Genomic DNA, 18,701 nt, shown 5'->3' on the forward strand with positions numbered 1-18,701 from the left:
CCGTTCGCTCTTAAGAAACATGCCCACCGAATCGAATTCGGTGGGCATGTTTGCTATTTCGCCGTTTTTTCTAGCATTAACTTCGATCGCTTCACCGTTTCAGGAATTGCGATCGGGTAATCTCCAGTAAAACAAGCCGAGCAGAATTCACCCGGATTTTCTCTAGTTGAATCTAGCATTCCTTCCCAACTGAGATATTGGAGCGAATCTACCTCAATCTGCTTTGCAATTTCCTCGATTGATTTTGTCGCCGCAATCAAGTGATCCTGACTGTCAGTATCAATGCCGTAGAAACAAGGATGCGTCACCGGAGGCGAAGAAATCCGCATATGAACTTCGATCGCGCCTGCATCGCGCAGTGCTCTCACGATCTTGCGGCTCGTCGTTCCACGCACGATCGAGTCATCGACAATAATCACACGCTTTCCAGCGAGTACATCTTTAAGCGGGTTAAGCTTCATCCGAATTCCCGCTTCTCGCATTCCTTGAGTCGGTTGAATGAAAGTACGACCGACATAGCGATTTTTGATCAAGCCTTCGGCATAAGGAATGCCCGAAGTTTGAGAAAACCCGATTGCAGCCGGAACGCCCGAATCTGGCACCGCAATCACGATATCTGCATCCACTGTCGATTCTTTCGCAAGCTGCCGTCCGATTCTCAGCCGATAGCTGTACAGCGTTTCATCGTGCATCATGCTATCAGGACGGGCGAAATAAATCATTTCAAAAATGCACAGTTTGCGAGCGGGTTGCTCTGCCCAGAAAATCGACTCGATGCCGCCTTCGGTAATCCACACCAGTTCACCCGGCTGAATGTCTCGAACGTAATCGGCTCCAATGATATCGAGTCCACAAGTTTCTGAGGCTAAAACATAGCGCAAAGGTGCAGCGTGCGATTCCTGCGCCAAAGTACCCAAAACGAGCGGACGAACCCCATTCGGGTCACGGGTTCCAATCATGCCGTCCGGAGTCCCGACCGCGAGACTAAACGCACCCTGACACCGCTTAAACGCCGCGATCGCGCCATTGACCCAATCATTCCCTCGATTAACTTCTTCTGCGATCGCAAGCGCGATCGCTTCAGAATCCGTTGTTGTCGCAAAATCGTGATTCGTTTCAGCTAATGCTTCACGGAGTTCACGAGTATTCACCAAGTTTCCGTTATGCGCTAACGCCAGCGTTCCTAAACGTGATTTTGCTAACGCAGGTTGAGCATTCACTACCCGACTCGATCCGGTCGTCGAATAGCGAGTATGACCGATCGCTAAATCTCCGGGTAGCTCTTTGAGCTTTGCTTCGTTAAAGACTTGTGCCACCAAGCCCATGTCTTTATGAAGGTGAACATAATCTCCTTCAAACGTGGCAATTCCCGCAGATTCTTGACCTCGATGCTGTAGGGCAAACAGTCCAAAATAAGCCAAATTAGCTACAGGTTCTCCCGGTGCGTAAACTCCAAACACCCCGCAGGCTTCTTCTGGTTTGTCAGGACGATGCTCAGCAGGATCTACAGAAAACTTGTCGTCAGGCAGCATAAGCTTGGTTTTGCGTAGTTAGACAGCAATCAGAACGTTGAGAACACGGGTCTTGTTGAACACAGAGTCTTAACATTCCCTTAATATCGCACACAACGGCAGAGCTATTCCGTTAGCCCCTTCTCGATCGCACTCGACCAACCTGTGAACAACTCTGCGATCGTAGCGTCGATTACATGAAATTGGGAGACCGAAATCTTTAGGGATTCCCCGCCGACGGTTCCCAATTTTTGCCAACGATCGCCGAGCTCCGCAGATAGAGTTGCCTCCCATTCTGCAACCGATTCCGGTTTCACAGAAACAATGATCCGCGCTCCGCCTTCTGCAAAGAGAACTTCGTCCATTCGCGCCGCACTATTTGGAATTTGGATCTCTGCCCCAAGCTGATGCCCGAAACAACATTCAGAAAGCGCGATCGCGACTCCCCCTTCTGCACTATCATGCGCCGATTGAATAACACCGCTGCGAATCCCCGATCGACAAACCGCTTGGACTTTGCGTTCTAGTTCAAAGTCAACGATCGGCGGTTTTCCTGCCACAGTTTGATGCACTGTTGCCAGGTATTCTGATGCGCCCAAGGTTAAGGACGAATCCGACATCGGCAATCCTAAGAGGTAAATCACATCTCCGCTTTGTTTCCAGCTTTGTCCAACAATGCGATCGAGCTGCGGAATAAATCCAACCATGCCCACAACCGGAGTCGGATAAATCGGCTCTGGCTTGCCTTCAGAATCTAGGGTTTCGTTGTATAGAGAAACGTTTCCCCCTGTGACCGGAGTCGAGAATTCTCGACAAGCTTCGGACAGTCCGCGACACGCCTCAGAAAGTTGCCAATAGCCGATCGGCTTTTCTGGACTGCCAAAGTTTAAGTTATCGGTAATCGCAACCGGATCGGCACCGACACAGCTAAGATTTCGGGCGGCTTCTGCAACAGCGGCTTTTGCACCTTCATAGGGATGCAGGTACACATAACGAGGATTACAATCAACCGTTGCGGCAACCCCTTTGTTTAATGAAGCTGAATCAGGAATGACAGAGGCGCTCTGAGCATCAGCAAGTGGACGAACTCTCACGACTGCCGCATCTGCACCACCGGGAAGCAATACTGTATTGTTCTGGACTTGATGATCATATTGGCGATAGACCCAGCGTTTTGAGGCGATCGTCGGTGTATTCAACAAAGTTGCTAAAATCTCATTCCAGTTCCGATTAGCAATCCCGTTTTCATCACAGTTCGGTAAACTTTCGGCTGTCCATGCCCAAGCTTTTTGAGCATATTCCGGGGGTTCGCTGATCAGTTCACGACGATAAATCGGAGTGTTATCTGCTAAAGCGGTTGCGGGGATTTCAGCCGCGATCGCGCCTTGGAAGAGAATTCTCACGATCTCTTCTTCGATCACTTTCCCGGCAACAGTCGCATGAAGTCCCCACTTCTCAAAAATATCAATCAGTTCCTGTTCGCGTCCCTTTTCTGCCACAAACAGCATTCGCTCCTGTGATTCTGAAAGTAAATACTCATACGGAACCATCCCCGTTTCCCGCACTGGAATTAAATCCAAATCGAGTTCGATTCCGACTCCACCTTTTGCTGCCATTTCTGAAGTTGAACAGGTAATGCCTGCTGCGCCCATATCCTGGGCTGCAACGACTGCACCTGTTTTAAATGCTTCTAAACAAGCTTCGATCAAAGATTTTTCTAAGAACGGATCACCCACTTGCACCGCCGGACGATCGTCGATCGATTGATCGCTCAATTCCGCACTAGCAAAACTCGCACCGCCCATACCATCGCGTCCTGTGGTCGAGCCAACATACAGCACCGGATTTCCCAATCCTTTTGCGCCTGACTTCACGATTTCGGTCGTTTCCATCAATCCCAATGCCATCACATTCACCAAGGGATTGCCGGAATAAGCGCGATCGAAATACACTTCACCGCCAACAGTGGGAACACCCACGCAATTTCCATAATGTGAGATTCCAGCCACAACGCCGTTTACAATCCGACGAGTCCGGGCATCATCGAGCGTTCCAAATCGCAGAGAATTGAGTAGCGCGATCGGTCGTGCCCCCATCGTAAAAATATCGCGCAAAATTCCGCCCACTCCGGTTGCTGCGCCTTGAAACGGTTCTACAGCAGAAGGGTGATTGTGCGACTCGATCTTAAACGCTAATCGCAAGCCATCGCCCAAATCAATCACGCCTGCATTCTCACCAGGGCCAACTAAAATGCGATCGCCCTCAGTCGGAAACTGCTTTAACAAAGGTCGCGAATTTTTATAGCAGCAATGCTCCGACCACATCACACCGAACATTCCCAGTTCAGCCTTGTTTGGATGGCGACCTAAGCGGCGCACAATCTCTTCGTACTCTTCAGGCTTGATCCCTTCAGAAGCAATTTCGGTCTCAGAGAATGGCGCAGATGACAGGACAGACATAAACCCTAGCCCGGATAGAACAGGCACTTATTCTATCGAACAAAGCTCCGGGTTTAACGATCGATCCAATGTTTCTCACAGCAGCGATCGTTCAAGCATTCTAGATTAAGCATTTCGATTTTTAACGCAGGTGAACCGCCTCTGAAGCAGGTGTGTTACATTTCTACTCATGACAAGGGGAAGAAAAATTCAAGCCACCGCAGAACTCGAAGTCCGGTTACTGCGAGAAGGGATCACAGAGTCGGTTCATCACGCTCAAGCGGTCATTTGCGACGATCGCGGACGATTGCTGCTGTGTGCAGGTAATCCTGAAACTGCCACATTTGCGCGATCCGTACTCAAGCCATTTCAAGCAATTGCAGTCACCGCATCTGGAACGCTAGAGCGGTTTAATTTGACCGATCGAGATCTGGCGATTATTTGCAGTTCGCACAAAGGAACGATCGAGCAAGTTCGCCAAGTCTTTAACATCTTGTGGCGAGCTGATGTTGATCCGACTGCGCTACAGTGCCCGACTCCCGAAGGCAAACAAAGTCCGCTGCAATACAACTGCTCTGGCAAACACGCTGGAATGCTAGCAGTTTCTCAGCAGCTTGGATATCCGATCAATAACTATCTGCACTACAATCATCCAGTTCAGCAGTTGATTCTAAGTAAGCTGGCAGAGTTTCTGAAAAATCCGGCTGAAGAGTTTATTCCGGCTCGTGATGACTGTGGCGCACCCACGTATTTTATGCAGCTTCGACAGTTGGCTTGGCTTTATGCTCAGCTTGCATCGGGTGCAAATTTGGACATGGAGCGGATTCTCAGAGCAATGACGCATCATCCCACAATGGTGGCGGGCGATGGCGAATTTGATACCGAACTGATGCGACTGACCCAAGGGGAACTCGTGAGCAAATCCGGTGCAGAAGGCGTTCAGTGTATTGGTCGAGTCGGTGAAGGCATGGGGCTTGCGATCAAAGTGATGGATGGGGCGAAACGAGCCAAGTACGCGATCGCGATTCACGTTCTGCGCCAGATGGGTTGGATTACGCCGTCGATCGCAGAAAATCTGTCAGAAACCTATATCAACCTCGGACGCTACAAGCGCTTAGAAGTCGCAGGCGATCTCTCAATGCTTTAGTTCTGAGTGCTTTAGTGCAGTGGGAACCTTACAAGGTGCGATCGCGTTGCTAAAATTAATCATTCCCCCATCGATCAGCCGAATCCTATGAGCGACACAATCCTGAATGTCCGTAACCTGCAAGTTCAATTCAAAACTGATGAACGATTGGTTAAAGCGGTAGACGGCATTTCGTTTCAAGTGCGACGGGGACGAACGCTCGGAATTGTGGGTGAATCAGGGTCAGGAAAATCGGTGACATCGCTGGCCGTGATGCGGCTGATTCCCAATCCGCCGGGACGAACTACGGACGGTGAGATCTTGTTTCAGGCGGCAGATGCTTCAGAGCCGATCGATCTCTTGCGGTTAAGCGAAAAGCAAATGCAGTCTTATCGCGGCGAACAGATTTCGATGATTTTTCAGGAGCCGATGAGTTCGCTGAATCCGGTGTATACTTGCGGGTTTCAGCTTGTGGAAGCGATTCGGCAACACCAAAACATTTCGCAGTCAGAAGCACGTCGTCGAGCGGCTTTATTGCTGCAAGAAGTGCGGGTGCTCCCATCCGATGAAGAGTTAAAACAACGAGTTTTAGAAGAACGCAACCAAAAACCGCTCAGCGAACCGGAACTCGATCAAGAACTGAATCGCCAAAAAACCGCAATGCTCGATCGCTATCCGCATGAGCTGTCGGGTGGGCAGTTGCAGCGAATCATGATTGCGATGGCGATCGCCTGTAATCCTACTTTGCTGATTGCTGACGAACCGACCACGGCGTTGGATGTGACAGTACAGGCGACGATTTTAGATCTGCTGCGGGAACTGCGCGATCGACGCGGGATGGCAATGATGTTTATCACCCACGATCTCGGCTTGATTGCAGAGATCGCCGATGATGTGGCGGTGATGTACGAAGGCAAAATCGTAGAATACGGCTCGGTTTTAGAGATTTTCTCGAATCCGAAGCATCCTTACACCAAAGGACTGCTCACTTGTCGTCCACAGCCCGATCGACGCTTGCGATTTTTGCCAACCGTTTCGGACTTTATGGAAGTGTCACTGTTACCGACCGGGGAGAAATTAATTCAGGCAAAACAGCGCGATGTGAATACGGCTCTAGCGGAAGCACAAGAAATCAGCGATGTGGAATTTGATCAGCGGCTCAAATCACTTCAGCAAAAACAGCCGCTGGTTTCGGTTCAAAATCTGCAAGTGGCGTTCCCAGTTCGGGGAGTATTTGGGCAGACGAAGCGCTACATGATGGCGGTGAATGATGTGTCGTTCGATGTCTATCCAGGTGAAACGCTGGGACTCGTAGGAGAATCAGGTTGTGGTAAATCGACGTTAGCGCGAACGCTGCTGAGACTGATTGAACCGAAACAAGGAAAAATTTTCTTTGAAACCGAGGACATTCTGAAGCTTTCTAAGAATCGAGTGCGTCAACTGCGGCGCGATGCTCAAATTATTTTTCAGAATCCGTATAGTTCACTCGATCCGCGAATGAACATTGGCGATGCGGTGATGGAACCGTTGCTAATTTACGGGCGTGGGAACCGGAAGCAATTTAAGGAACGAGTCGAGTATCTATTGCAGCGCGTGGGACTCGATCCGAAGTTCATAAATCGCTATCCGCACGAATTTTCTGGAGGACAACGGCAACGGATTTGTATTGCCCGATCGCTCGCCCTTAATCCGAAATTTATTATCTGCGATGAGTCGGTGTCTGCGCTCGATGTCTCAGTTCAAGCGCAGGTCTTGAATCTGCTGAAAGAATTGCAGTCTGAATTTGGGTTAACTTACATTTTCATTTCGCATGACTTAAGCGTTGTGAAGTTCATGAGTGATCGCATTATCGTAATGAATCGCGGCAAAATTGAAGAGATCGGAACCGCCGAGACGATTTACCGCAAACCGCAAACTTCTTACACTCGTCAGTTGATTTCGGCAATTCCGGTTGGTTCGCTCGATCGCATTCGGGAACGTCAACAGCGATCAGCTTAACTGTTGAGAATACGATCGACCGAAATCGAAATCTCTGGGAATGCGAGGGGTGCGATCGTGCCCGTAGTTAGCCTTGTTTCAGAACGGTAATCGCCATCCTGCGGATCGCGAAATACGATGAGCTGTGTTTTTTTCAGGTTCACAACCCAATATTCACGAATTCCAGCCTCTGCATAAATTTTGCGCTTGATTTCAAGATCTTTACTCAAGCTGGAATTGGAATATTCGATCAGCCAGAAAATGTTTTCAGGATAGGGATGATGATTGATATACTCCCGTCCTAAAGGTTGGACGATCGCGAGATCCGGCTCTGGTTCGGAGTTATTTGGCAATGTAATGGGTTTTGCTTCTCGAACTTTGGCAAGCGTTCCCAGTAGAGCAATCAAATAGTCTCGTGTTTCAGTGGTTCCATAAGCATGAGGCTCTCCTTCTGGCGGCATTTCGACAATTTCCCCTCGCAGCAATTCCACCCGCCGATCGTCTAAAATCCCCGCTTCGATCATGCGGTGATACTCCTCTAGTGTCCATTTCGCGATCGTCACGCTCATCGTTTAATCCTCGTCTAGCGGCAGTCCACGCTTGACCCGACCTTTGCCAAAATAGCGCCCAAACTGAAGCTCGTACACTTCATCTTCATCCTGTGTTTCAACTTCGAGATCTGATTTGGCATAGCTCACACACAGCAGCGCATAGCCTTGTCGCTTTAATTCTGGCGACAATCCCACCGCTTCCGGTTGCTCTAAATGGCCCGACGACACCCGTACCGCACAGGTTGTACAGGCTCCATTGCGACAAGAAAACGGCAGTTCGATTCCTTGAGTTTCGCCGGATTGGAGAATGTAGCGATCGTCCGGCACTTCAAAAGTGTAAAACTTGTCTTTTTGTCGGTGGTAAACCCGGATTGTATGAAATTCAGTCATGATCGTTGTTTTGAATCTGCTCTTTCCACTCTAAGACTTTTTGGCGGCAGCAGTTGAGTGGCGGTAAACCGGAGTTGTACTATTTTGTGCGGCAAACCCAAAGATCATAAAATTTGCTGCTGGATTGGCGATCGTAATGTGCTGCAAAGATTTTCCTAAATTCATCACTGAATAGTTTCTGAAGTGGCGGATAGTAGCTGTAGACCTGAAACGGTGGATTGCTTTTTGGAATTAACCAAATCTCTGTTTGGCAAGTTCTGATCGCATTGAGTGTACTTTCTGGCGTGTTGTTCATTCCAGATGCCTGCATTTCCATTAGAGACGCAGAATCGAGCAAGTAAGGATTACCCGCAAATACTAATTGAGGGCGATAAGTTGAAAGTTGATAGCTCACTGCACCATAACCCATGCCGATCGTGCGATTCGAATTTGTTGCCATGATGCGATCGAGATCTGCGATCGCCTGATGCCCGGGAGCGGTAGTCATCCGATCAATGAATTTTATTTCAGTTGAGTAAACCGCTAAACAGAGCGATAACGTAAATGCGATCGCAGCACTCAAGTTGATTGGATCGATGATTTTAGATAGCTTTGAATGCGTTGGAATTTGGAATAGCTCGATCGCAAGATAAACGAGTAGCGGCACGAATGGCAGCATATTATTTTCTAAAGCACCGCGAGTTGCACTAATCACTGCATTGACAACGATGCCAGCAATTAAAGTGATGCAATATAGGAAATGCTTAGATAGCCATCGTTTCAGTGAATCAAAATTAGTAAAAAGCGACTGTATGAAAGCGATCGCTACAGGTAATGCTACAAATCCTATCCATAAAAGATTCTTTGGAATCTGATCAGAATTAATCCCCTTGAGCCGAACTTGCTGTAGCCAAGCCCAATAATTCGTAAATGAGATTTGAGAAAAGATTAAGTACGGTAACGCCGAAACAAATGCAGCAATACCAGATGAAATTAATACAGAAATGAATCCAAATCGGTACAGCAATAAAACGTAAATTGGGATGAAATGCAGAAAGGCAGTGATTTTTAGATTCGTGCTAATGCCAAGTGCGATCGCGCTTCCAAAAATTGCAGTTGATCGCTTCCCTCGCACAACCAGAAACAATCCAAGTACAGTAAAAAATAACAGTAACGAATCAGGCCTGACCCAAAACGAAGACGCTAGCAACCCAGAAGCAGAAGTTTGCGCCAGAAAACAAAGTGAAACGATCGCGCTTCCAAATATTCCAGCTTTCCAACCCAAACGATCGCGAATCAAGCAAAAGATCAGCCCCAAACTCGAAAGCCCTGCCAAACAACCTGCAATTTTTACCGAAAAAATGCTTGGTTTTAGAACGCTTAAAAATCCACTCTGAATCACATAAGAAAGAGCACCATAATTATTAATGTATCTTTCTGCTGCATCTAATTTTGGGTAAAGCGCTTGTCCTCGATGAAACAGCCATGAAACGATCGCAACATTCGCCTCAGCCGGATCAGCAAAATCCGCCCAAGTTGGATAAAGAACCACCAAGCCAACATAATTTAAGACAATCAAACTTGCGAGTAGGAGCAGAATCGAACGAGTGAATCGATCGACCTGATTTCGCAGTTGAAATATTACGAATGCTGGAATCAACCCAATTAAGAACAGTGCAAAAAAACCTTGAAAGATCAGTTCAATTTCTAATCTTTTGCTGCTCGAAATTGCTTGAATTATCGTCTCTAACGCTTGCATTGCTCGGCAAATTCTAGCAAAGGGATCACAGCGATCAAAGCATAAATTGTGTTCGATCGCATGGAAAATCGAAGGTTACTCTTCGGCATCTGGCACATATTGAATCAAATCCGCAGGCGTACAGTTCAGCGCATCGCAAAGTTTCGCCAGTGTTTCACCACCGATCGCAGGCATATCATCTGCATTCTTCAGCTTCGAGATGCTAACCGGGTGCATTCCAACAACTTGGGAAAGCGCTTGATTTGTTATTTTGCGGTCTGCCATGACCACCCGTAATCGCCAACGAATCTTTCCCACTTGCACTCAGACTAAATAGAGCTTGACCTAGAAAATTTGAAATTGTGTAAGCGATGGGCTATTTAGTCTTAGCGTTTTACGCTATAGTTAAAGCCTAAGAATCTAAGATTCAGTTGCAAGCCCCGCCAAGAGTCTGCAACTGCATTGCCCCAAATGAGGTAAATAAATCATGCCATACAACGCTGAGTTTAATGATTCTGCGGCCCACGATCGTGTGTGTTCCTATCGAGAGCGATTTTTGACAAATTGGGCGATGCCTTTGGCTCACGCGAACGTGTCCGTCTGTCTTTTGCCGAATATGCAGCGCGTGATTGTTGAACGATTCCGCACTCGCACCGACGCAGATGGACATTTACGAGTGTTGCGTCAGATGATCCAAGGTGAGAATTCATTGTGGTGTTCGATCGTGAAGAAAGCGAAAGTTTTTCAAGCGTAGATTGCACGTAATTCGTAGTTTTGAGACATTAGCTCGTCTGTTTCTAATGCCTAGCTCTAGTCGCCTATTCTCGAAATATACTGTTACATTTGGCACGGTTAAACGGTAGAATAACCGGGCTACACATTGTTTCGTGAAAAGAATTACGTGCAAGTTTATCCGAATCCGTCTACCCCGGTGACAGACGCTTTTGTTCGTCAAGATCTACCCTTTACTCTCAAAGATGTGCGATCGGCAATTCCCGATCGTTGCTTTCAACCTTCGACCGCTCGATCCCTAGCTTATTTCTTCCTCGATCTCGGCATCATTGCAGGACTGATTGCGATCGCAGCTTATCTTGATTCCTGGCTATTTTTCCCGATTTTTTGGTTTGCTCAAGGCACAATGTTTTGGGCATTGTTTGTAGTTGGGCATGACTGCGGACATGGCTCATTTTCTCAACACAAATGGCTGAACAATCTGATCGGGCATTTGTCACACTCTCCGATTTTGGTTCCGTTTCACGGTTGGAGAATTAGCCATCGCACTCACCACGCCAATACTGGCAATATTGATACCGACGAAAGCTGGTATCCAATTACAGAGACGAAGTATGCAGAAATGGGATTTTTAGAAAAGACGATGCGGTTTTATTTACCGTTACTGGCTTATCCCCTGTATTTGTTTCGTCGATCGCCCGGTAAACAAGGCTCTCACTTCATGCCAAGTAGCCCTTTGTTTAAACCCTCTGAGCGCAATGATGTTCTTGTTAGTAGTGTTTGCTGGCTGTTGATGGTTGCATTTCTCGCAGCGTTAACCATTCAGTTCGGGTTTCTATTTCTGCTGAAATACTATCTTGGCGGTTACGTTGTATTTGTAATTTGGTTGGATCTAGTGACCTTCCTCCATCACACCGAAGATGATATTCCCTGGTATCGGGGTGAAGATTGGTACTTCCTTAAAGGTGCGTTGTCTACGATCGATCGTGATTACGGTATTTTTAATCCCATTCATCACGACATTGGCACGCATGTTGCTCACCATATCTTCTCAAATATGCCGCATTACCGCTTAAAAGAGGCAACAGAAGCCATTAAGCCTGTCCTCGGTGGATATTACCGCAAGTCAAATGAGCCGATTTGGAAAAGCTTTTTCAAATCCTACTTTGCTTGTCATTTTGTGGCTGACACCGAATCGAAAATCTACTACCAATCGCCACATAACCGATAAATCAAGCCGTGCTTGAGAACTCCAGTTTTTCATAAAATTGGAGTTCTCAATCTTTTGTAGATTCATCCTCTTCGTTCATGTCGATTAAGCCCTCTTCAACGGCTGTTTCGAGCAGAAACCGTTTTGCCAAGCGATCGTACACTCCTGCCCCCATAAACTGCGGAAACTTGTGTGATCGACTGTAGACCCAGACCAAATTCCCTTTCTCAAAAATCCGAACGTCCTGAAACCACTTACACTCTGGCATCTGCAACTTTGCAAATTCGAGAGCATCAATCCAGCGATCGAACTCACGATCGACATTGCGTGTAACAACTCTAAACACCGTTCTATCCTTGTGAACCCTAACTCTAGAATAAAGGAAGCGTTCAGAAGTTTGTATGTCCGATTGGATTCCGCAGTTAACTCAAGATGGCTCTTATACCTTTTTCTCTGAGGAGTTTGGGGAAGCGTTTCACAGCTATCAAGGCGCAAAAACCGAAGCCTTTCAAAAATTCTCAGACGCGATCGACCTGCAACAGAGAGCACAGCAATCTCAAATCAAACTCTTAGATGTTTGCTATGGATTAGGCTATAACACCGCAGCCGGAATCGAGGTAATCAAAAAAGTTAATTCAACTTGCAACATTGAAATTTACGCTTTAGAACTCGATCCAACAGTGCCTCTTGGATCAGTTACACCGCAATTATTGCAATACTGGTCAAAACCCGTTCAAGAAATTCTAGAAACACTTGCAAAACAGCATTACTATCAGCACGAGCATCTCAAAGCACAATTGCTTATTGGTGATGCAAGACAAACAATTCAGCACTTAATTGCATCGAAATTTCAAGCAGATGCCATCTTTTTTGACCCATTCTCACCGCGTCGCTGTCCCCAACTTTGGACGATCGAATTCTTTCAGCTTGTCGCCCAATGCCTCGCTCCAACTGGAAAACTCGCAACCTATTCGCGATCGGCATCTGTCCGCACTGCCCTAATCGAAGCCGGATTACAAATCGGAACCCTTCCCCTCGGAGCGCTTCACCTGCCGCACGACTGGGCACAAGGCACGATCGCAGCCTGGAACCCTGAAACTCTGCATCCTTTGTCACAAATGGAACAGGAACATCTCAAGACCCGCGCCGCCATTCCTTACCGCGATCGCACCCTCAGCGATTCAGCCGCAGAAATTTTGACCCGGCACGAACAAGAACAGCGATCAAGCACGGTAGAATCAACCTCAAGTTGGCGAAGACGTTGGAACATCAAATGAGCGATCACGTTGGATTTTTGCAGAACTGGCAAGATGCAGTCGTATTTTGGAGCTTTGTGGCAATTACTGTATTTGTCACCTGGCGCATTTTAGTCAGCAAGCCTAACGATTAAACCCCGGTGAGATCGGAGCGTAAAAAATTATTCCTATTTCTAGAAGATACGTAGAATCTGCTAAAGAAATTGAGGGAATCGTGCCTACAATCTAGAGTGCTAGTCAGCGCATGAGTAAAATCTTATGAATCTCAATACCATCGCATCGGGAACATCTACGACTCCATTAACCACGGTTCGCAACAGCCAAAGCTTAACCAGAGAACTACAGCAACGCCTAATCGCGTTAGGCTTTCAACCTGGCCCCGTGGATGGCATTTGGGGCAATATGACTCAGAGCGCTTTTAGTGCATTCGCCACTCGCAATCAGCTTAAAAACAACGAAATCAGCCCCCGTGCGGCGCAACTGCTTCTAGGCCTCCAGCCTCGACCCGCACAACCAACTCCACCTGCACAAGCGAAGCCACCTGCACAAGCGAAGCCACCTGCACAAGCGAAGCCACCTGCACAATCAGCTCCGCCCACACAATCGAAGCCACCCGCACAACCCACCTCACCTACACAACCCACCTCACCTACACAACCAACTCCCCCACAAACCGTTGTGCAACCTCCTGCAACACCAGCGCCTACTCCAACACCGCCTTCCTCTGGGACTCGCCTTGCTCCCCCAAATCAAGCCATCCCGACCGGACTCCGCCTCATTGCAACAGGTGGATTCACCTGGCAGATGTCTCGCATTACTGCCGATCAGCGCCTTACCCGCCAAATTCAGCAGGGACTCGATGCAATGGGACATGCTCCAGGTCCTGTCGATGGACTTTGGGGCGGTAGAACTCAGTCAGCCTATGTTGCTTTCTCTAGAGCTTACGAATTCAACTCCAATGAGCTTTCGCCCACTGCCGCACTGATGTTACTCGAACCTGCAATTCCTCGAATTCCTGTGGTGCGTCCAACTCGATCGCTCAATTCTCAAGATTTTCGCGATGTGGCTCGATCGATTGGTTGTGAAGTTGCCGCAGTTCGAGCCGTTGTTGATGTAGAAGCTGCCGGATCAGGATTTTTGCGCGACGGCAGACCCAAAATCTTGTTTGAGGCGCATTGGTTTTCGGATTTTACCAATGGGCGATTTGACTACAGCGACGATAATATTTCCAGCCCGGTCTGGAATCGTAGTTTGTACATTGGTGGAGCCGGAGAATGGGATCGCATTTATCGAGCAGCGAATCTGAATCGGGAAGCGGCATTGAAATCTGCTTCTTGGGGTTTGGGTCAGGTGATGGGCTTCAATCACGCTCAGGCGGGCTACCGGGATGTGGAATCTTTTGTGCGCGATATGCACGAAAGCGAAGGCAAGCAGTTAGCAGCAATGTTCAATTTTATTAAAAGCAATCGGCTCGATCGCTTTTTGATTAGCCGCGATTGGGCAGGATTTGCGCTCCGGTACAACGGCGAAAGTTACCGTGTAAATCGCTACGATGAAAAGCTGGCAGATGCCTATAATTACTGGTTGAAAGTGGCGTAGTCATTGCTCTCTCTCATAAAGACGCGATGCATCGCGTCTTTACGAGACACTCTACAGCACGATCGCACAGCCATCCGCTCTCGACTCTGAACCTGCAATTAAGACATGCTTAGACTTTAAAATCATCTGTCCTCGACCAAATGCACTCGGTTCCGCAGTCAGTTGAATCTGATGATTGCGATCGGACAGTGCGATCGCGGCATCTGGGGCTACAGTTTGCTCTAACAACACTTGATTGTTTGCTATCCATCGCCAGCGAGGAGCATCCAGCGCAGCTTGGGGATTCATACCATAGTCCACTAAGTTCACGACCATCTGTAAATGTCCTTGAGGCTGCATAAATCCGCCCATCACACCAAACGCACCGAGTGGCTGATCTCCCACGCTGAGAAATCCTGGAATAATCGTGTGATAGGGACGCTTACTCGGTGCAACTTGATTCGGATGCCCCGCTTCGGTTGAAAAGGCGTTGCCGCGATTGTGAAGAGCAATTCCAGTATCGGGAATGAGGATACCGCTACCAAATCCCTCGTAGTTAGACTGAATGAATGACACCATTAAGTCCTCGTCTGCTGCGGCTAGATAAACCGTTCCACCTTTGGGAAATCCTGAGCGAATTGATGTTAATGCAGTTTGACTAATCAAGTGTCGTCGCTCAGATGCGTAAGCTTTATCCAGTAAGTCGGCTACAGCAACTTGCATTGTTCGGGGATCGCTGACATGACGATCGACCTCAACATACGCTAACTTCATCGCTTCGATTTGCAAATGGAAGCTTTCGACCGAATCCCGCGGATATTGCGATAAATCAAAGCCTTCTAGAATGTTCAATGCAATCAATGTTGCAATGCCGTGAGTGTTAGGCGGAATTTCCCAGACTGTCACACCCCGATAGTTAGTTGAAATTGGATCAACCCAATCCGCTTGATGTGTTGCGAAATCCTGACGATCGAGAAATCCTCCGGTCTGTTCTGCAAACTGGGCGATCGCGTCTGCAAGTTCACCTTGATAGAATGCTTCACCTTGGGAGCTAGCAATCGATCGCAAGGTTTTTGCATGAGCAGGACTGCGCCAAATCTCGCCCACACGCGGAGCGCGACCACCAGGAAAAAACACAGCTTTAAAGGGTTGGAATTCTGCACCTGTGAGCGGTAGAAAGGTTTGTTCGGCTCGCTTCCAAGCGCGGGCAACTTCCGGCGAGACGGGAAATCCTTGTTCTGCATAGTGGATTGCAGGCTCAAACAATTGCTCAAACGGCAGCTTTCCCCAACGTTGGGAGAGCGATCGCCAAGCCGAAACAGCACCTGGAACTGTGACTGTTGCCCAACCTAACTGCGGCATCTTCGGAGCTTCGAGTAAGGTTTGAACAGGTAAATTCTGCGGGCTTCTACCCGATGCGTTTAATCCATGTAGCTTGCCATCCCAAACTAGCGCGAACGCATCAGAGCCAATCCCGTTTGAAGTCGGTTCCACCACAGTCAGCGCGATCGCAACTGCGATCGCAGCATCAGCAGCATTCCCGCCCGCAAGTAGCATTTGTATTCCAGCTAACGTTGCTAAAGGCTGACTGGTCGCAACTGCTCCTCTACTTCCCAGCATTACCCGACGCTTCGCTGCGTAAGGATAGCGGTCAATCTGCTGATTGGCAGAGAATCCCTCCCAAGAATTAGTCTTCAAGACGTACTCCTTTCTACTCCTTTAGACACTGTTAGGCGCAAAGTACATTATTTACTCTACTGATAGTTTACGGTGCGACTGATACATGATTCAAATTATGAGGCACTCCATGTTTTGGGAGTCTGCCAAATCGATTCGATTGATCTTATTCAGTCGGTTGCGATTCCTGACGCAAACTTAAACAGTTTTTCATCCTCTGAATTGCAGTTTTTAGCTCGAAATTCGAGCAAGTTTGTGTTGGCAACTTAGACAATCACGGAAGTAAGCTATGAGTTCTGTTCACGCAAAAGTTGAAGCAACGGATCAGTCATTTCATTTGGAAGGATACGAGAAGATCGAGTTTAATTTGGATCTCATCCAGGGTTTGTTTGAAGTTGGAAATTCCGCTTTGGCAGATAACTACCGCACTTTAGGACGCTGTCTAGCAGTGGTGGATCACAATGTCGATCGTCTCTATGGCGAACAGTTGCGATCGTATTTCGAGTATTACGAAATCGATTTAACGGTATTTGCGATCGAGATTACTGAACCAGAGAAAACGATCGACACTTTCTTAAAAATCACGGATGCTTTCTGCGATTTTAATCTCAAGCGTAAAGAGCCAGTTCTAGTCATTGGTGGCGGATTGGTTTTAGATGTTGCAGGGTTTGCTTGTTCTTCTTATCGCAGAAGCACAAACTATATCCGAGTTCCTTCAACTTTAATTGGGTTGATTGATGCGGGTGTTGCGATTAAAGTCGCCGTCAATCATGGCAAGTTAAAGAATCGTCTCGGTGCTTATCATCCGCCTAAGCAAGTCATTCTTGATTTCTCGTTCTTGAAGACCTTGCCTGTGGATCAGATCCGAAATGGTATGGCAGAGTTAGTTAAAATTGCCGTTGTTTCTAACGCTGAAGTGTTTGAGTTGTTAGAGCAATATGGTGAAGAGTTGCTGTATAACCACTTCGGTTTTGTGGGTGATGCTGCGGATCTCAAACAAATCGGACATCGCGTGAACTATGAGTCAATCAAAACAATGCTGGAGCTAGAGGCTCCGAATCTGCATGAATTGATGCTCGATCGCGTGATTGCTTATGGTCACACTTGGAGTCCAACGCTAGAATTAGCTCCACAAGTTCCACTGTTACATGGTCATGCCGTGAACATTGATATGGCGCTTTCGGCGACTATTGCTGAAAAACGTGGTTATATCTCTGCGGTGGATCGCGATCGTATTCTCGGTTTGATGAGTCGGTTGGGCTTGGCACTCGATCATCCAATGATGGAGATTGACTTGATGTGGAAAGCAACTCAATCGATTATGCTGACCCGTGATGGATTGCTCAGAGCCGCAATGCCGCGTCCGATCGGAACTTGCTACTTTGTGAATGATTTGACCCGGGATGAGCTAGAAAGCGCGATCGCAGATCACAAACGTCTATGTGCGGACTATCCTCGTGCTGGAGCAGGCATTGATGCCTATGTAGCGAACAGTGAGCTGGTGGGGAGTGCAAACTAGATGACCACAGCCACTCCGACTGCAGCACGTCCCGTTACGCCGCTTGGAATTTTGACGGCTCATCTGCAAACTGCACTCAAGCAACTCCAACACGCTGAAGATGCCACAGAATCCGTGCAGAAAGCATTGGAACTGGCGATCGGGCTAGAAGAGTATGTCAATGCTTGTACGACACCTGAATCGAAAGATTTGAGCGCAATTGCTAGGAAAACCCAGGGTGAGCCTTGGGATCAGCGCTTTTCGGATGGTGAAACAGTGCGCCATCTAGAGCAGGAAATGCTATCGGGTCATGTTGAAGGACAGTTTCTTAAAATGTTGGTTCACATGGCTCATGCTCGTCGCATTTTGGATATCGGAATGTTTACCGGATATTCTGCATTAGCAATGGCGGAAGCATTACCCATTGATGGTGTTCTCGTTGCTTGCGAAGTCGATGAGTATGTTGCAAGTTTTGCTCAGGAGCTATTTGATCAGTCGTTGCATGGTGCAAAGATTCAGATTAAGTTAGCCCCAGCGATCGACACCCTCAAAGAACTTGTAAGTCAAGGCGAGGTGTTTGACTTCATGTTTATCGATGCCGATAAGCGGGAATATGTGCAGTATTTTCAATTGCTGCTCGATTCCGGATTGTTAGCACCGAATGGCTTTATCTGCGTGGACAATACCCTGCTTCAAGGACAGCCTTATTTGACTGAACGATCGGCGAATGGAGCGGCGATCGCTGAGTTTAATCAGGTCGTTGCAGAGGATGCGCGAGTTGAACAAGTGTTAGTTCCCTTGCGCGATGGTGTGACGCTGATTCGACGGGTTTAGGAAGTTCCTGTTTTCTCTTTCCCCCTCTTCTAAGGTATTGCTGTGCAAAGATGGTTTTCGCTGCGTTGCAGTCGGATAGCTGCCCCCTAAATCCCCCACTCGTGGGGGACTTTGAGTGGAGTAAAGCTCTTGATTGCTACAGCACTTTTGTCCTGATCAAATTTGAGTCTGTTTTTGAGCAAGGATTCATGCAGGAGCAGGCTTGT

16 protein-coding genes are annotated in these 18,701 nt (G+C 47.8%); 8 read left to right on the forward strand and 8 right to left on the reverse strand.

What is annotated here, in order from left to right; genetic code table 11:
• Positions 1 to 53 precede the first annotated feature (53 nt).
• Together purF and purL are read right to left on the reverse strand one after the other, a co-directional pair.
• On the reverse strand, positions 54 to 1,532 hold the full coding sequence (gene purF, locus NC980_RS18320; protein ID WP_190376070.1) for an amidophosphoribosyltransferase: 1,479 nt from the start codon (positions 1,530 to 1,532) through the stop codon (positions 54 to 56).
• A gap of 104 nt (positions 1,533 to 1,636) precedes the next feature.
• On the reverse strand, positions 1,637 to 3,970 hold the full coding sequence (purL, locus tag NC980_RS18325) for a phosphoribosylformylglycinamidine synthase subunit PurL (RefSeq protein ID WP_190376094.1): 2,334 nt from the start codon (positions 3,968 to 3,970) through the stop codon (positions 1,637 to 1,639).
• 169 nt (positions 3,971 to 4,139) lie between these two features.
• Here purL and NC980_RS18330 point away from each other — a divergent pair, with 169 nt between their 5' ends.
• Complete coding sequence (locus NC980_RS18330; protein WP_190376071.1) at positions 4,140 to 5,096, forward strand: asparaginase; 957 nt, start codon at positions 4,140 to 4,142, stop codon at positions 5,094 to 5,096.
• Between the two features lie 87 nt (positions 5,097 to 5,183).
• Entirely contained in the window at positions 5,184 to 7,073 is a 1,890-nt protein-coding gene (locus NC980_RS18335; RefSeq protein WP_190376072.1) for an ABC transporter ATP-binding protein, read from the forward strand.
• Here the strand turns inward: NC980_RS18335 and NC980_RS18340 are convergent.
• From NC980_RS18340 to NC980_RS18355, 4 genes are all read right to left on the reverse strand, one after another.
• Entirely contained in the window at positions 7,070 to 7,621 is a 552-nt protein-coding gene (locus tag NC980_RS18340) for a Uma2 family endonuclease (protein WP_190376073.1), read from the reverse strand. The genes NC980_RS18335 and NC980_RS18340 overlap by 4 nt on opposite strands.
• Positions 7,622 to 7,624: 3 nt before the next feature.
• The gene (locus NC980_RS18345) at positions 7,625 to 7,993 is read right to left on the reverse strand and encodes a 2Fe-2S iron-sulfur cluster-binding protein (RefSeq protein ID WP_190376074.1); all 369 of its coding nucleotides are present in this window, start codon (positions 7,991 to 7,993) and stop codon (positions 7,625 to 7,627) included.
• A 79-nt stretch (positions 7,994 to 8,072) separates the two neighbouring features.
• Complete coding sequence (locus NC980_RS18350; RefSeq protein WP_190376075.1) at positions 8,073 to 9,731, reverse strand: hypothetical protein; 1,659 nt, start codon at positions 9,729 to 9,731, stop codon at positions 8,073 to 8,075.
• 75 nt (positions 9,732 to 9,806) lie between these two features.
• Positions 9,807 to 10,028, reverse strand: a complete 222-nt coding sequence (locus tag NC980_RS18355; protein WP_347272583.1) for a helix-turn-helix transcriptional regulator — start codon at positions 10,026 to 10,028, stop codon at positions 9,807 to 9,809.
• Positions 10,029 to 10,197: 169 nt separating this feature from the next.
• Here NC980_RS18355 and NC980_RS18360 point away from each other — a divergent pair, with 169 nt between their 5' ends.
• Both NC980_RS18360 and NC980_RS18365 read left to right on the forward strand, forming a co-directional pair.
• Entirely contained in the window at positions 10,198 to 10,464 is a 267-nt protein-coding gene (locus NC980_RS18360; RefSeq protein ID WP_199298440.1) for a hypothetical protein, read from the forward strand.
• 147 nt (positions 10,465 to 10,611) lie between these two features.
• The gene (locus NC980_RS18365; protein WP_190376076.1) at positions 10,612 to 11,673 is read left to right on the forward strand and encodes a fatty acid desaturase; all 1,062 of its coding nucleotides are present in this window, start codon (positions 10,612 to 10,614) and stop codon (positions 11,671 to 11,673) included.
• Between the two features lie 46 nt (positions 11,674 to 11,719).
• Here the strand turns inward: NC980_RS18365 and NC980_RS18370 are convergent, their stop codons facing one another.
• Positions 11,720 to 11,998, reverse strand: coding sequence for a hypothetical protein (locus tag NC980_RS18370; RefSeq protein ID WP_190376077.1), 279 nt, complete (start codon positions 11,996 to 11,998; stop codon positions 11,720 to 11,722).
• Positions 11,999 to 12,053: 55 nt separating this feature from the next.
• On the opposite strand from NC980_RS18370, the gene NC980_RS18375 reads away from it, so the two are divergent.
• Both NC980_RS18375 and NC980_RS18380 read left to right on the forward strand, forming a co-directional pair.
• Positions 12,054 to 12,929, forward strand: coding sequence for an MnmC family methyltransferase (locus NC980_RS18375; protein ID WP_190376078.1), 876 nt, complete (start codon positions 12,054 to 12,056; stop codon positions 12,927 to 12,929).
• A gap of 237 nt (positions 12,930 to 13,166) precedes the next feature.
• The gene (locus tag NC980_RS18380) at positions 13,167 to 14,507 is read left to right on the forward strand and encodes an N-acetylmuramidase family protein (protein ID WP_199298442.1); all 1,341 of its coding nucleotides are present in this window, start codon (positions 13,167 to 13,169) and stop codon (positions 14,505 to 14,507) included.
• Positions 14,508 to 14,558: 51 nt separating this feature from the next.
• Here NC980_RS18380 and NC980_RS18385 read toward each other — a convergent pair whose 3' ends face one another.
• Positions 14,559 to 16,106: a gamma-glutamyltransferase family protein gene (locus NC980_RS18385; RefSeq protein WP_190376097.1), complete on the reverse strand. Its 1,548-nt coding sequence runs from the start codon at positions 16,104 to 16,106 to the stop codon at positions 14,559 to 14,561.
• Positions 16,107 to 16,452: 346 nt separating this feature from the next.
• On the opposite strand from NC980_RS18385, the gene NC980_RS18390 reads away from it, so the two are divergent.
• On the forward strand, positions 16,453 to 17,682 hold the full coding sequence (locus NC980_RS18390; RefSeq protein ID WP_190376079.1) for a sedoheptulose 7-phosphate cyclase: 1,230 nt from the start codon (positions 16,453 to 16,455) through the stop codon (positions 17,680 to 17,682).
• On the forward strand, positions 17,683 to 18,495 hold the full coding sequence (locus NC980_RS18395; RefSeq protein WP_190376080.1) for a class I SAM-dependent methyltransferase: 813 nt from the start codon (positions 17,683 to 17,685) through the stop codon (positions 18,493 to 18,495).
• Positions 18,496 to 18,701 lie beyond the last annotated feature (206 nt).

The organism is Leptolyngbya sp. AS-A5 (genome assembly GCF_039962495.1).
GTDB lineage: Bacteria > Cyanobacteriota > Cyanobacteriia > Leptolyngbyales > Leptolyngbyaceae > Leptolyngbya.